This window comes from Escherichia sp. MOD1-EC6021, assembly GCF_002965245.1.
Taxonomy (GTDB): domain Bacteria; phylum Pseudomonadota; class Gammaproteobacteria; order Enterobacterales; family Enterobacteriaceae; genus Escherichia; species Escherichia coli_F.
Map to the genome: position 1 here is coordinate 24,489 of NZ_PTRU01000019.1, position 13,050 is coordinate 37,538.

At 50.9% G+C, this 13,050-nt stretch carries 16 protein-coding genes; 8 read left to right on the top strand and 8 right to left on the bottom strand.

Features of this window, described 5'->3' with window-relative positions:
- Positions 1 to 122 precede the first annotated feature (122 nt).
- From speFL to kdpF, 8 genes are all read right to left on the bottom strand, one after another.
- Complete coding sequence (gene speFL / locus BEB54_RS28650; RefSeq protein ID WP_001312672.1) at positions 123 to 227, bottom strand: leader peptide SpeFL; 105 nt, start codon at positions 225 to 227, stop codon at positions 123 to 125.
- Complete coding sequence (locus BEB54_RS29810) at positions 206 to 337, bottom strand: TonB-dependent receptor (RefSeq protein WP_103253904.1); 132 nt, start codon at positions 335 to 337, stop codon at positions 206 to 208. Before BEB54_RS29810 ends, speFL begins: the two co-directional genes overlap by 22 nt.
- A gap of 164 nt (positions 338 to 501) precedes the next feature.
- Positions 502 to 1,179: a two-component system response regulator KdpE gene (kdpE, locus tag BEB54_RS19590; RefSeq protein WP_000186081.1), complete on the bottom strand. Its 678-nt coding sequence runs from the start codon at positions 1,177 to 1,179 to the stop codon at positions 502 to 504.
- The gene (gene kdpD, locus BEB54_RS19595) at positions 1,176 to 3,860 is read right to left on the bottom strand and encodes a two-component system sensor histidine kinase KdpD (RefSeq protein ID WP_105277492.1); all 2,685 of its coding nucleotides are present in this window, start codon (positions 3,858 to 3,860) and stop codon (positions 1,176 to 1,178) included. Before kdpD ends, kdpE begins: the two co-directional genes overlap by 4 nt.
- Positions 3,853 to 4,425 carry a K(+)-transporting ATPase subunit C gene (kdpC, locus tag BEB54_RS19600; RefSeq protein ID WP_088542191.1) on the bottom strand — a complete coding sequence of 191 codons (573 nt, stop codon included), beginning with the start codon at positions 4,423 to 4,425 and terminating at the stop codon, positions 3,853 to 3,855. Before kdpC ends, kdpD begins: the two co-directional genes overlap by 8 nt.
- Positions 4,426 to 4,433: 8 nt before the next feature.
- Positions 4,434 to 6,482 (bottom strand): potassium-transporting ATPase subunit KdpB, encoded by a 2,049-nt coding sequence (gene kdpB / locus BEB54_RS19605; protein ID WP_105277493.1) that lies wholly within the window; start codon positions 6,480 to 6,482, stop codon positions 4,434 to 4,436.
- Positions 6,483 to 6,504: 22 nt separating this feature from the next.
- Positions 6,505 to 8,178, bottom strand: coding sequence for a potassium-transporting ATPase subunit KdpA (kdpA, locus tag BEB54_RS19610; protein WP_032183673.1), 1,674 nt, complete (start codon positions 8,176 to 8,178; stop codon positions 6,505 to 6,507).
- The gene (kdpF, locus tag BEB54_RS19615) at positions 8,178 to 8,267 is read right to left on the bottom strand and encodes a K(+)-transporting ATPase subunit F (protein WP_001272653.1); all 90 of its coding nucleotides are present in this window, start codon (positions 8,265 to 8,267) and stop codon (positions 8,178 to 8,180) included. The genes kdpA and kdpF overlap by 1 nt, the downstream gene beginning before the upstream one ends.
- A 312-nt stretch (positions 8,268 to 8,579) precedes the next feature.
- Between kdpF and BEB54_RS19620 the strand changes: the two genes are divergently transcribed.
- The 8 genes from BEB54_RS19620 (at position 8,580) to phrB (ending at position 13,016) form a co-directional block, all read left to right on the top strand.
- Positions 8,580 to 8,786 (top strand): YbfA family protein, encoded by a 207-nt coding sequence (locus tag BEB54_RS19620; RefSeq protein ID WP_000424924.1) that lies wholly within the window; start codon positions 8,580 to 8,582, stop codon positions 8,784 to 8,786.
- A 284-nt stretch (positions 8,787 to 9,070) separates the two neighbouring features.
- Positions 9,071 to 9,424: a hypothetical protein gene (locus BEB54_RS19625; protein ID WP_001033417.1), complete on the top strand. Its 354-nt coding sequence runs from the start codon at positions 9,071 to 9,073 to the stop codon at positions 9,422 to 9,424.
- A gap of 82 nt (positions 9,425 to 9,506) precedes the next feature.
- Positions 9,507 to 9,764, top strand: coding sequence for a hypothetical protein (locus BEB54_RS19630; protein WP_002431428.1), 258 nt, complete (start codon positions 9,507 to 9,509; stop codon positions 9,762 to 9,764).
- A 183-nt stretch (positions 9,765 to 9,947) separates the two neighbouring features.
- The gene (locus BEB54_RS28850) at positions 9,948 to 10,088 is read left to right on the top strand and encodes a hypothetical protein (protein WP_157943798.1); all 141 of its coding nucleotides are present in this window, start codon (positions 9,948 to 9,950) and stop codon (positions 10,086 to 10,088) included.
- Positions 10,089 to 10,090: 2 nt separating this feature from the next.
- Positions 10,091 to 10,558 carry a hypothetical protein gene (locus BEB54_RS19635; RefSeq protein WP_001188052.1) on the top strand — a complete coding sequence of 156 codons (468 nt, stop codon included), beginning with the start codon at positions 10,091 to 10,093 and terminating at the stop codon, positions 10,556 to 10,558.
- A 41-nt stretch (positions 10,559 to 10,599) separates the two neighbouring features.
- Positions 10,600 to 11,007, top strand: coding sequence for a contact-dependent growth inhibition system immunity protein (locus BEB54_RS19640; RefSeq protein ID WP_039021242.1), 408 nt, complete (start codon positions 10,600 to 10,602; stop codon positions 11,005 to 11,007).
- 84 nt (positions 11,008 to 11,091) lie between these two features.
- Entirely contained in the window at positions 11,092 to 11,601 is a 510-nt protein-coding gene (locus BEB54_RS19645; protein ID WP_105277494.1) for a YbgA family protein, read from the top strand.
- A complete protein-coding gene (gene phrB, locus BEB54_RS19650; RefSeq protein WP_105277495.1) occupies positions 11,598 to 13,016 on the top strand; it encodes a deoxyribodipyrimidine photo-lyase in 1,419 nt (472 codons plus the stop codon). Before BEB54_RS19645 ends, phrB begins: the two co-directional genes overlap by 4 nt.
- Positions 13,017 to 13,050: the final 34 nt, after the last annotated feature.

Here is a 13,050-nt window from a genome sequence, read left to right on the forward strand (position 1 = left end):
GACTTGAATTATTTAGAGTTTAAAAGGGTTAGCAGTATATGAGCACCGAGGGATACAGGTATTAACCTGTAATGCTTAAAGTCAGGGAGACCTGTACGCTGGGGTGCCCTTTAGTCAGAAGACTAACGGGCATTAAAGAAATGAAAGTCAAAACTATTACGATGGGCAAACTTCATGATATGGGTTGTCCGCCTTATATGAGGCATTAAGCGGTTATTATTTTCCATTTACCTTTACCTTTTGCTGTGTCAGTTGAAGGTAGAGTTATTCTATCCATGAAAAGGCTATAAACTGTGAAGAAGATCAACAAAAAACGATCACACCCCAAATAATAAATCGTTAATTATGAATAGCGCCATATTAGATGCTGTTTTGTTGTTTAAATGTTGCAATTTCGTAGGTTATATTTTCATTAAGAAATTAAACCTGCCAAATAATAATTTTCGGGGCAGGTTTAATAATAAATTAATAATTAGTTAAGCGTATTTATTGAATAATAATTCATGGCATAAACCGATACCCAATACCGGTTTCAGTAATAAAATGGCGAGGGCGGGCGGGATCTTGCTCCAGTTTTTGTCGCAGATGCCCCATATAAATACGCAAATAGTGGCTGTGTTCGACCGCGTTTGGTCCCCACACCTGGTTGAGAAGCTGGCGCTGGGTGAGCACTTTTCCGGCATTGTTGAGTAGCACCGCCAGCAGGCGGAATTCAATCGGGGTGAGATGCACCTCTTCCTCACTGCGGTGAATCACGCGGGCAGCTAAATCGACGGTAACATCGGAAAATTTCACCAGCGGCTCGGGCGCGGTGGTGGCGGAGTGGCGGCGTAATGCGACGCGCAGACGGGCCTGCAATTCACCAATGCCAAATGGCTTACTCAGGTAATCATCCGCTCCGGCATCCAGCGCGGCGATTTTGTCGCTCTCTTCGCTGCGGGCGGAAAGCACAATTACTGGCACCGCGCTCCACTGGCGCAGGTCGCGGATAAACTCAATCCCATCACCGTCTGGCAGGCCGAGATCGAGAATAATCAAATCTGGCTTACGAGTCGCCGCTTCCAGCAGCCCCCGTTGCAGCGTTTCGGCTTCAAAAACGCGCATACCGTCACCCTCCAGCGCCGTGCGCAGAAAGCGACGAATAGCCTGTTCATCTTCAACAATCAGAACGTTTGTCACATATCCTCATGAAATTCTTCAAGTTCAGGGGCAGTTTGCTGGGGAAGTGTAACACGAAAACAGGCACCACCTTCCGGTCGGTTGAACGCGGTAATGGTGCCGCCGTGTACATCCACAATTGCCCGACAAATTGCCAGCCCAAGCCCTACACCCGGCACTGCCGACTCTTTATTTCCACGAGCAAACTTATCGAATATCGTCTGCTCCTGACCTGGCGGAAGACCGGGGCCGTTATCCCAGACATCCAGTTGTAGATTTTCGCCCTCAACGTGGGCATCGATACCAATTTCGGCCTGCGCACCCGCGTATTTCACCGCGTTCTCCAGCAGATTAATCAGCACCCGTTCAAAGAGTGGCCCGTCAACGTGGATTAAGGTCAGCGGTTCTGGCAGAGAAAGATTGATGGGCGAGGATAAACCCGGTTCCAGCATTTTCAGCGCGCTGCCGACCACTTCTTCCAGCGTTAACCACTCTTTCTTCAAATTAAAGCCGCCGGACTGAATTCGCGCCATATCCAGTAGATTATTCACCAGTCGGGTCGTGTTCAGCACATGCTGACGAATCTCGCTGGCCTGGCGGGCGTGAGGCGATCCTTCGCTTGCCAGATCGAGCGTTAAGATTTCTGCCTGACCGAACAGCACCGTAAGCGGCGTGCGTAAATCATGCGAAAGCGCCGCCAGCAGGGCGTTGCGGATCTGTTCTCGTTCGCTTGCCATCCGCGCCTGTTCTTCGCTGGCGGTCAGCGTCAGGCGTTCCAGGGCATTGGCGACTAACAACGTAAACGTCTCCAGCAGGCGTTGCTGTTCCGGGATCATCAACTGGCGCAGATTCCCCGGTTCCACCACCACCAGCCCGTAGGTTTTCTCGCCGCTTTTTAACGGCAAAATCTGGTATGGCACACCGGGTAACGTGTCGGTGCCCGCGCCCGCAGGCAGGCCTTTATCAAAACTCCACTGCGCGATGGCATCGTCCCACGGCGTCATTCCTTGCGGATGTGTCAACGGCTGCAATTTACCGTTGTCATCGGGCAACAACACCTGGCTGCGGGCATGAAACGTGGAAGCAAAAAATTGTTCGCTGGTGGCGGCGATGTCCTGCGGACTGCGTCCCACAGCCAGAGCTTTCGACATTTCATATAAGTGTCGTGTGCGTTGCTCGCGGTAACGGGCTACCCGCGCCTGATAACGTACGCCAGCAGTAAGATTCCCGATCACCAGCCCGACGGTTAACATCACCGCGAAAGTCAGCAGATACTGCACATCAGAGACGGCGAGCGTGCCGCGTGGGGCGATAAAAAAGAGATCGAAACTCACCACATTAATGACGGTAGCAAGCACCGAAGGCCAGCGTCCATAAAATAGCGCCACCACCACCACGCCAAGCAGATACAGCATCACCAGGTTGGCGGCATCAAACGCCATCAGCCACTGCATGGCAATTAAGGTGATAACGGCACATAATGCGGCGGCAACCACGCACCCCTGAATCTGTACCCGCCACTTGTCTTTAAAAGAGCGGCTATCCGGCGCGTTATTAAGCGGGCGGGCGGGTGGTTCATCAAGCGCGACCAGCACCTGATCGAGATCGGGGGCGATGCGCGCCAGTCGGTCAGCAAACGTTTCCCGACGCCACCAGCGGCGCGAGGCCGGGTGACCGAGAATAATCTTGCCGAGATTATGTTCACGGGCATAACGCACTACGGCTTTTTCTTCCGCCGGATCAGAAAGTGTTGCTGTCTCCGCGCCCAGCTCCTGCGCCAGACGTAAGGCGCTGAGAATTGCCCGACGTTTTTTCTCCGGTAAGCGGTGCAGGGCAGGGGTTTCAACATACACCGCGTGCCAGACGCTCCCCAGCCGTGACGCCAACCGCGCCGCCGCGCGGACCAGTTTTTCGCTGCCGGTGTTATGCCCAATACATAAAAGAATCGCGTCGCGCGTGTGCCAGACTTTCTCTTCGCCAGGATGCCCCCGCCAGGCGCGCATTTGCTCATCTACGCGATCGGCAGTACGGCGCAGTGCCAGTTCGCGCAGGGCGATCAGATTGCCTTTGCGGAAAAAATGTTCAATGGCGCGCTCCGCCTGCCCGGCAATATAGACTTTGCCTTCTTTCAGCCGTTGACGCAGATCGTCCGGGGGCAAGTCCACCAGCACTACGTCGTCGGCAGCATCAAAAAAGGGATCGGGCACGGTTTCCCGCACCTGAATTCCGGTGACGCCGCTGACCACATCGTTCAGGCTTTCCAGATGCTGAACGTTGACGGTCGTGAAAACATCAATGCCCGCTTCCAGCAGCTCTTCGATGTCCTGCCAGCGTTTAGGATGACGAGAACCTGGCGCATTACTGTGCGCCAGTTCGTCCATTAAGATCAGCGCCGGACGGCGGGCGAGGGCGGCATCGATATCAAACTCGCTGATATGCCGCCCACGGTACGCCTGGCGTTTTAGCGGCAGAACAGCCAGCCCTTCCAGCATTGCGGCGGTATCTTTCCGTCCGTGAGTTTCAACCACGCCAACCACAATATCCAGCCCTTGCGCCCGCAGTCGTTGGGCTTCTGCCAGCATCGCCCAGGTCTTCCCGACGCCTGCACAGGCACCGAAAAAAACTTTCAGCTTCCCCCGATGCGGCGCGGCAGTTTGTTCCAGCAGACGATCGGGGTCGGGACGTAAGGGTTCGTTATTCATCAAGCTTATCCAGCGCCAGATTGAGTTCGACAATGTTGACGACCGGCTGGCCGATATATTTCACCAGCGGTTGTTGGCTGTATTTTGCGATCAGCTGCGTGAGCTGTTCAACGCTGAGATTACGCGCTTTCGCCACGCGAGGAATCTGCCAGACCGCCGCTTGCGGGGTAATATTATTGTCCAGCCCGCTTGCCGACGCCGTCACCAGTTCAACCGGAACGTTCGTGCTGGCATCCGGGTTAGCAGCCCGTAATACGGCAACGCGTGCAGCGATTTGTTTATCCAGCTCAGGGTTACTGACCGCCAGATTGCTCCCGCCAGAAGCCTGTGGATTATAGGGCATTTCTGTCGTTGCCGACGGGCGACCATGAAAATAGCCGTTGCCGGTAAAATTCTGCCCGATTAATGCCGAGCCGCGCACCGTATCACCTTCGCGAATCAACGAACCATTGGCCTGCCAGGGAAACCACCATTGCCCCAGCGCGGTGGTCAGCAGCGGGTAAACACCGCCAGTAATCAGTAACAAAAAGAGAAATGTTGATAATGCCGGACGTAATCCACGCATGGTAAACCTCACACCAGACCGCAAACGGTCAGCAGTAAATCAATGACTTTGATACCAATAAACGGCACCAGCAGCCCACCCAGACCGTAAATCCATAAGTTACGGCGCAACATGGCAGAAGCGGTAAGCGGTTTATAACTCACGCCTTTTAACGCCAGGGGAATCAAAAAGACGATAATCAAGGCGTTGAAAATGACCGCACTGAGAATGGCGGAGTCGGGCGAATGCAGGCGCATGATGTTCAGCGCATTTAACTGCGGATACGTTGCCGCGAACGCCGCCGGAATAATGGCGAAGTATTTCGCCACATCGTTGGCAATGCTGAAGGTGGTCAGCGAGCCACGGGTCATCAGCATCTGTTTGCCAATATGCACCACCTCGATCAACTTGGTCGGGTTAGAGTCGAGATCCACCATATTGCCCGCTTCTTTCGCCGCCTGAGTACCGGAGTTCATCGCTACCGCGACATCTGCCTGCGCCAGCGCCGGAGCATCGTTGGTGCCGTCGCCGGTCATCGCCACCAAACGGCCTTCCGCCTGATACTGACGGATCAATGCCAGCTTGGCCTCCGGTGTCGCTTCAGCGAGAAAATCATCGACGCCCGCTTCCGCGGCAATGGCGGCGGCAGTCAGACGGTTATCGCCAGTAATCATCACCGTTTTTATGCCCATTTGGCGCAGCTGGGCGAAGCGCTCTTTAATGCCGCCTTTGACGATATCTTTCAGCGCAATAACGCCCAGCACGCGGGAACCTTCCACCACTACCAGAGGCGTGGCCCCCTGACGCGCAACCTGATCGACTTTTTGATCGACATCGGCAGGGAAGTGACCACCGTTAGCTTCAATATGGCGGCGAATGGCATCGACAGAACCTTTACGGATCATACGGTTGTCGATATTGATCCCGCTCATTCGACTTTGCGCAGTAAACGGTACAAAAGTGGCGTGAAGCGACTGCACATCGCGCTCGCGCAGGTTAAAACGCTGCTTGGCGAGGATCACAATACTGCGGCCTTCCGGCGTTTCGTCGGCCAGCGAAGCCAGTTGTGCTGCGTCGGCCAGCGTTTTTTCCTCTACGCCCTGCGCAGGGATAAACTCTGATGCCTGACGGTTACCGAGGGTGATGGTACCGGTTTTATCCAGCAGCAGGACGTCCACGTCGCCCGCCGCTTCAACTGCACGCCCGCTGGTGGCAATCACATTCGCGCCCAGCATCCGACTCATCCCGGCGACGCCGATCGCTGACAACAGGCCACCGATGGTGGTTGGAATCAGACAGACCAGCAGCGCCACCAGTACCGTTACACTGACTGCATTACCGCCCCACGCGGAAAACGGCCACAGCGTGGCGGTTGCCAGTAAAAAGACGATAGTCAGGGCAATCAGCAGAATGGTCAGGGCAATCTCGTTCGGCGTTTTACGTCGCTGCGCGCCTTCCACCATCGCGATCATCCGATCCAGAAATGTCTCGCCGGGGTTAACGCTACACTCAATCACCAGCCAGTCAGAAAGAATACGCGTGCCGCCGGTGACGGAGGCAAAATCGCCGCCGGATTCACGGATCACCGGTGCCGATTCCCCGGTGATGGCGCTTTCATCGACCGATGCGCCCCCTTCAATGACTTCGCCATCGCAGGGGATAATATCGCCCGCTTCTACCAGCACGATATCGCCTTTACGCAGCTGATCGGCAGGAGCTTTGTCTGTCGCAGCGCCATATTTCGGTTCGCGCAGTTTGCGGGCAAAGGCGGTTTTTTTCACTCCTTTCAGACTATTAGCCTGCGCTTTACTGCGGCCTTCTGCCAGCGCCTCGGCGAAATTAGCGAACAGTACGGTGACCCACAGCCATGCGCTAATTGCCGCGCCAAACAGCGCATTGCCAGGCATCGCGCCGCTTGCCATTGCAATGCTAATAAAGGTGGTTAACAGACTGCCGATCCAGACGATAAACATCACTGGATTACGCCATTGCGCCTGCGGGTTTAATTTTTTCACCGCTTCTTTCAGCGCCTGAACGACAAGTGTTGGTTCGAATAGCGCCAGTTGTTTACGACTCATATTCAGTGCTCACTCAATATCATCAGGAGAGATATTCCGCCACCGGACCAAGCGCCAGGGCAGGGATAAAGGTCAGTGCGCCAACCAGCAACACGGTGCCGATTAACAGGCCTACAAACAGCGGGCCGTGCGTTGGCAGCGTGCCGGAGCTGGCGGGTTGGCTCTTTTTACTCACCAGCGAACCGGCAATTGCCATCACCGGGATAATCACCCCGAAGCGACCGACAAACATGCAGAACGCCAGTAAACAGTTCCAGAACGGAGAGTTGGCGCTTAATCCGGCAAAGGCGCTGCCGTTGTTGTTAGCGGCGGACGACACGGCGTACAGCACTTCGCTAAAACCATGCGGGCCAGGATTGAGCATGGCGCTACGTCCGGCGTCGGTCATCATCGCCAGTGCTGCGCCCATCAGTACCAGCGTTGGGGTGACCAGAATCGCCAGTGCGGTCAGTTTCATCTCGCGTACGTCGATTTTTTTACCCAGATATTCCGGCGTACGACCAATCATCAGCCCGGCAATAAACACCGCCAGCAGAACAAACAGCATCATGCCGTAAAGACCAGAACCGACACCGCCGAATACCACTTCACCAATTTGCATCAGCCACATCGGCACCATGCCACCGAGAGCGGTAAACGAATCATGCATCGCAATCACCGCGCCACAGGAAGCCGCCGTAGTCACGACCGCAAACAGGCTACTGACCAGCACGCCGAAACGGCTTTCTTTACCTTCCATATTGATGCTGCTGTCCGCACCCAGCGTCAGCAGATGAGGATTACCCTGAACTTCTGCCCACATCACCACGCCTACGCAGATGACAAAAATCACCGACATCGCCCACAGCAACATGCGCCCCTGGCGGCGATCGCCTGCCACTTCACCAAAGGCAAAGCACAGCGCTGTTGGGATCAAGAAGATCGCCAGCATCTGCACGAAGTTGGTCAGTGCGGTTGGGTTTTCAAACGGATGCGACGAGTTGGCATTAAAGAAGCCACCGCCGTTAGTACCGAGCATCTTGATCGCTTCCTGAGAAGCTACAGGCCCCATGGGTAACAGCTGTTGCGCTCCTTCAACGGTATTCACCGCCTGATAGGGCAGAAAGTTTTGCAGCGCACCTTGTTGAATAAAAAACAGTGCGATCAACAACGCCACAGGGACTAGCACCCATAACGTGATGCGTAGCAGATCGACCCAGGCATTGCCGAGTGTGCTCATGCTCTGGCGGGTAAACGCGCGGATGAGGGCAAAAATCACCGCAATCCCGCTGGCGGCAGAAAGAAAGTTTTGTACCGTTAAGCCCGCCATCTGGCTGAAATAGCTCAACGTGGTTTCACCGCTATAAGATTGCCAGTTGGTATTGGTGACAAAGCTGACGGCAGTATTCAGCGCCAGATCCCACGACAGCCCCGGCAGTTGTTGCGGATTAAGCGGCAGATAGTGCTGACCGAGTAACATAAAAAACAGCACTGCCAGCCCCAGCATATTCAGGCCGAGAATGGCACAGAGATATTGCTTCCAGTTCATCTCACGGTCAGACACGCCGAGTACACGAAAGAGTACGCGCTCAACGCCCGTCGTACCAGGAAGAGGAATATCATTAATCAGCCGCGCCAGCCCACTGCCCAAAGGGCGCGCCAGCACCATTAACACCAGTAAAAACGTGGCAATCAGTAAGAACCCTTGCGCAGCCATCAGAACGCCTCCGCATTGATCAGGGCATAAACCAGATAACCCAGTAATAAAAACACCAGCAATACGCCGGTTATCACGCCTGCACTCACAGTGCACCTCCAGTGGCCTAAAAGTGATACCGGAAGGGTAGAATTCTGGCTGCAAAGATTTCGCAAAAATCTGCGGACGGGGTGTAAAAAAAGTATAAAAATGGCAAAAGCCATGATTTAACTAATGTTTAGTATTAATTTAACTTTTATGTAACTTAATTACGGGATGAATGTAAATAAACCATCAATAAGCAAAAATAAGTGGTCGGATGAGTAGTAAAATTACACAAAAGGCGGTACTATTTTCATCAGATAAACAAATTCATTTTTCCGGTGCCATTCACCGGGTAGATACAAAAGGGGGAGAAAAGTATGGAACTTTACAGAGAATATCCTGCATGGCTTATCTTTTTACGCCGTACTTATGCGGTTGCAGCGGGCGTTCTGGCGCTGCCTTTCATGCTTTTCTGGAAAGACCGCGCCCGCTTTTACAGCTACCTGCACCGCGTCTGGTCGAAAACCAGCGATAAACCGGTGTGGATGGATCAGGCCGAAAAGGCAACCGGTGATTTTTACTGATTGCTGAGTTTTGAAAACATTGAAAACCGCTAGTGGAAACGCTGGCGGTTTTTTTATAATGCGCGATGTAGTATATGGTTCACCATCTGGTCAGAAAGTGTCTTTCTAAAACACTACGGCGTAATGAATTCATTGATTGATTGTCTGGCGGAAGTCAGGTTCATAACGTATTATTAGCGCTTGTCTACAAGGCAATGTGTATTTCCGCGATGAGTAAATGAAAATAAAAAGTGAAGATATATTCATCAAGATAATCAATAAATAATCTTTCAGGTATTCTTAACATGAATAAAATTATAGAATATATAAATAAAATTGAATTTGACATGTCAATCAAGTTTCCTCCAGTGTATAAACGTTTTTTGATAGAAGAAATTAAAGATAGTGAGACCTATGAAATAACTAATAAGAAGCACGAAACATTATATTTATATAACTATTCTGATCTTATTGAAAGAAATGAAACATATGATATTCAACAAGTGGAACCTGACTATTTTTTGATAGGTCAAGACGGAGATTTAGGCTATTTTATCTATGTTGGGAGTGCTAAGGAAAGTGATACTATATTTAGTATTGATTTAGGTGCCTTAGGAGCCATGGAGTTTTCGGTAGAAGCTGATGATGTATATTTTTGATTTTCATATTGTAATAAATTTATGAATGTTAATTTCATCTTTTTTTGATAGACGATTTACTACTGAAATTTAACTGAATGATATGGAAATTAAAATGCAAGATGTTATTCTTAAATTGATTGCCAGAGGATTGATTGATATCAGAATTGCAGCTAACTCTGGAAATTCAAAGGCTTGTTTTATATTGTCTGATTTTATACATGTTCTGCCTCATACAGCTAATTGTATGGTCAATGATGGACAGAGTTATGAGGATGTTATGAATGATTTATATGCGCGGGCTAAAATTAAAAACATGGAAGATTGGCTTGATAATGCTTTAAATGATATATACACGTGATCATTGACACTGCTTGATTTGATTCTGTCAGGGGATAATGCTCAAACTATGAACATCAGACTATCACCTGAACTTTAGTTTCAACACCGTCAAGGCTGTGACTGCCGCGTCTGCAACCTGAGTGGTGGCAGGATACGTAACGGTGAGCGCAAATCTGTTAAAACCACTGGCAGTCGTACCCGGATGAATATTATTGCCGGAGCTGTCGCAGGCGGCGCGATGGCAGGATTGGTGTGTGGTCCAGGTGCACCTGTTTGCGTACTTATTGGCGGCTTTGTCGGCGGTGCACTTGCCGCATGGGAAATGGGGCGCTTGTGGAATTGATTATGCAACAGGTTAATTCGATATCGTTGGTCAAGGTTCACAAAGCGACTGATTTATCTCAGGCTCAGTCTGACGTTGTGCTCAATGGCAATAACACAGGTATTATTGTACCAGGGCAAATACTGGAAGCGGCAATTCAGGTTAATGACCAGCGTTATATCCTTTTTCTGACGGATGACGTTATTTTTGAGGAATCACTGACAATTGTCCTTATCGATGTTAACGATGGAGTTAAAGAGACCGTACGTTTGGGTAATGAGTATGCGACGGGAAGTTTTGAGGGATTATCCGTTACAGCGGATAGCATCAATTTCAGATTCATTGGTGATTCTCTCTGGACAATCCAAACCGTTGACTCACCATGCTTGACGCTTCCTTTTGGTTCAGATCCGAAAGGTGTGAAACGAGAAGCCAGACTGAAAAAATACATGACAATTTCGGTCATCCCTGCACCTGAGCAAACTCGCTGATGTTATTTCAGAAAAATTATAGCAAACAAAGGCACTATAAATTGAAAAATAAAGAAACCCTAAAACAGATTTATCACCTGCAATATGATTCGTTCGCTTTCAAAAGTGGTTTAATAAACTGGTATAATTCTTTATTAGATAAAACACCCGATGAACTGGATGAAAATGATATTGCCAAAATGCTTCGTCAGAATATCTTACCGGCGCTTGCTGTACAAAAAGCAATTGAGATGATAGAGATTAATCTTATGGTGGGCTATTTATATGATGGGGAGCTATTGCTGGTATTGAGTAATCTCATCGGGAGTGACTATTTTTCTCCTTTGCAGTTACTGAAATTAAAAAATATCATCAATAATTTTGATGACAACATGTTAAACGTTGCTGCCATGAGCGATGAAGAAAAGAAACTATTTCTTGCCACCATGAAATTTATTATGAATAATTGAATTTTTTTACTGTTATCATTTATTCGTTTCGTTTTTTCAGTACCGCCGTCTACACTTACTCCTGTAAACCGCCCAGGAGTAGTAATGAATCAACAACTTTTTGATGACAGCACCCTTATCCGCATTTTTGCTTTGCATGAGTTACACCGTCTTAAAGAGCGAGGCTTAACGCGCGGGGCGCTTCTCGATTATCACAGCCGCTATAAACTCGTCTTTCTGGCTCATTCCCAGCCGGAATACCGCAAACTTGGCCCGTTTGTGGCTGATATTCACCAGTGGCAAAATCTGGGTGACTATTACAACCAGTACCGCCAACGCGTAATTGTTTTGCTTTCTCATCCCGCCAACCCGCGCGATCACACCAACGTTTTGATGCACGTTCAGGGTTATTTTCGCCCACATATTGATTCCACAGAACGCCAGCAGCTGGCGGCGCTTATCGACAGTTATCGCCGTGGCGAGCAACCGCTTCTTGCGCCGCTGATGCGTATCAAACACTATATGGCGCTTTATCCTGACGCCTGGCTTTCAGAGCAGCGTTATTTCGAACTTTGGCCGCGGGTGATTAACTTGCGCCATGCAGGAGTTTTATGACTACCCATCTGGTCTGGTTTCGCCAGGATTTACGTCTGCACGACAATCTCGCGCTTGCTGCCGCCTGCCGCAATTCGTCTGCACGCGTGCTGGCGTTGTATATCGCTACACCACGCCAGTGGGCGGCGCATAATATGTCGCCGCGTCAGGCTGAATTTATCAATGCACAACTGAACGGGCTACAAATCGCGCTGGCGGAAAAAGGCATTCCTTTGCTGTTTCATGAAGTGGATGACTTTGCCGCCAGCGTCGAAATAGTTAAACAGGTGTGCGCGGAAAACCGTGTTACCCATCTGTTTTATAACTATCAGTATGAGGTGAATGAGCGGGCGCGGGATGTGCAGGTTGAGAGAACGCTGCGTAACGTGGTGTGTGAAGGATTTGATGACAGCGTGATCCTGCCGCCGGGGGCGGTGATGACTGGCAATCATGAGATGTACAAAGTCTTTACGCCATTTAAAAACGCCTGGCTGAAACGGCTGCGGGAAGGGATGCCGGAGTGCGTCGCTGCGCCAAAAGTTCGGAGTAGCGGATCATTAGATCCCGCGCCATCTATTACGCTGAATTACCCTCGTCAGTCATTCGATACCGCGCATTTCCCGGTGGAAGAAAAAGCGGCGATTGCGCAATTACGCCAGTTTTGCCAGAACGGTGCGAGTCAGTACGATCAGCAGCGTGATTTTCCGGCAGTGGAAGGCACCAGCCGTTTGTCTGCAAGCCTTGCAACGGGTAGGTTATCGCCTCGCCAGTGTCTGCATCGCCTGTTGGCGGAACAGCCGCATGCGCTGGATGGCGGGGCTGGTAGCGTCTGGCTTAATGAGCTGATCTGGCGCGAGTTCTACCGTCATTTGATGACGTATCACCCGTCACTGTGTAAGCATCGCCCCTTTATTGCCTGGACCGATCGCGTACAGTGGCAAAGTAATCCCGCGCATTTAAAGGCCTGGCAGGAAGGCAAAACGGGATACCCGATTGTTGATGCGGCCATGCGTCAGCTTAACAGCACTGGCTGGATGCATAATCGGCTACGGATGATTACAGCAAGCTTTTTGGTGAAAGATTTGTTGATCGACTGGCGCGAAGGCGAGCGGTATTTCATGTCGCAGCTGATTGATGGTGATTTGGCAGCCAATAACGGTGGCTGGCAGTGGGCGGCTTCTACGGGTACTGATGCAGCGCCGTATTTTCGTATTTTCAACCCGACAACCCAGGGCGAGAAATTTGACCGCGAGGGCGAGTTTATTCGCCGGTGGCTACCAGAGTTGCGCGATGTACCAGGGAAAGCGGTGCATGAACCGTGGAAGTGGGCAGAGAAAGCAGGTGTGAAGCTGGATTATCCGCAACCGATAGTTGACCACAAAGAGGCAAGGCTGCGAACGCTGGCAGCGTATGAAGAAGCGAAGAAAGGTGCCTGATAAAACGCATTAAGCGTCTTATCAGGCATCGGTG

Excerpts from the sequence above, each read along its gene's own strand:
- speFL (WP_001312672.1), bottom strand. The coding sequence starts at position 227 with ATGGAAAATAATAACCGCTTAATGCCTCATATAAGGCGGACAACCCAT.
- kdpD (WP_105277492.1), bottom strand. The coding sequence starts at position 3,860 with ATGAATAACGAACCCTTACGTCCCGACCCCGATCGTCTGCTGGAACAA.
- kdpC (WP_088542191.1), bottom strand. The coding sequence starts at position 4,425 with ATGCGTGGATTACGTCCGGCATTATCAACATTTCTCTTTTTGTTACTG.
- kdpB (WP_105277493.1), bottom strand. The coding sequence starts at position 6,482 with ATGAGTCGTAAACAACTGGCGCTATTCGAACCAACACTTGTCGTTCAG.
- kdpA (WP_032183673.1), bottom strand. The coding sequence starts at position 8,178 with ATGGCTGCGCAAGGGTTCTTACTGATTGCCACGTTTTTACTGGTGTTA.
- BEB54_RS19620 (WP_000424924.1), top strand. The coding sequence starts at position 8,580 with ATGGAACTTTACAGAGAATATCCTGCATGGCTTATCTTTTTACGCCGT.
- BEB54_RS19625 (WP_001033417.1), top strand. The coding sequence starts at position 9,071 with ATGAATAAAATTATAGAATATATAAATAAAATTGAATTTGACATGTCA.
- BEB54_RS19630 (WP_002431428.1), top strand. The coding sequence starts at position 9,507 with ATGGAAATTAAAATGCAAGATGTTATTCTTAAATTGATTGCCAGAGGA.
- BEB54_RS28850 (WP_157943798.1), top strand. The coding sequence starts at position 9,948 with ATGAATATTATTGCCGGAGCTGTCGCAGGCGGCGCGATGGCAGGATTG.
- BEB54_RS19635 (WP_001188052.1), top strand. The coding sequence starts at position 10,091 with ATGCAACAGGTTAATTCGATATCGTTGGTCAAGGTTCACAAAGCGACT.
- BEB54_RS19645 (WP_105277494.1), top strand. The coding sequence starts at position 11,092 with ATGAATCAACAACTTTTTGATGACAGCACCCTTATCCGCATTTTTGCT.
- phrB (WP_105277495.1), top strand. The coding sequence starts at position 11,598 with ATGACTACCCATCTGGTCTGGTTTCGCCAGGATTTACGTCTGCACGAC.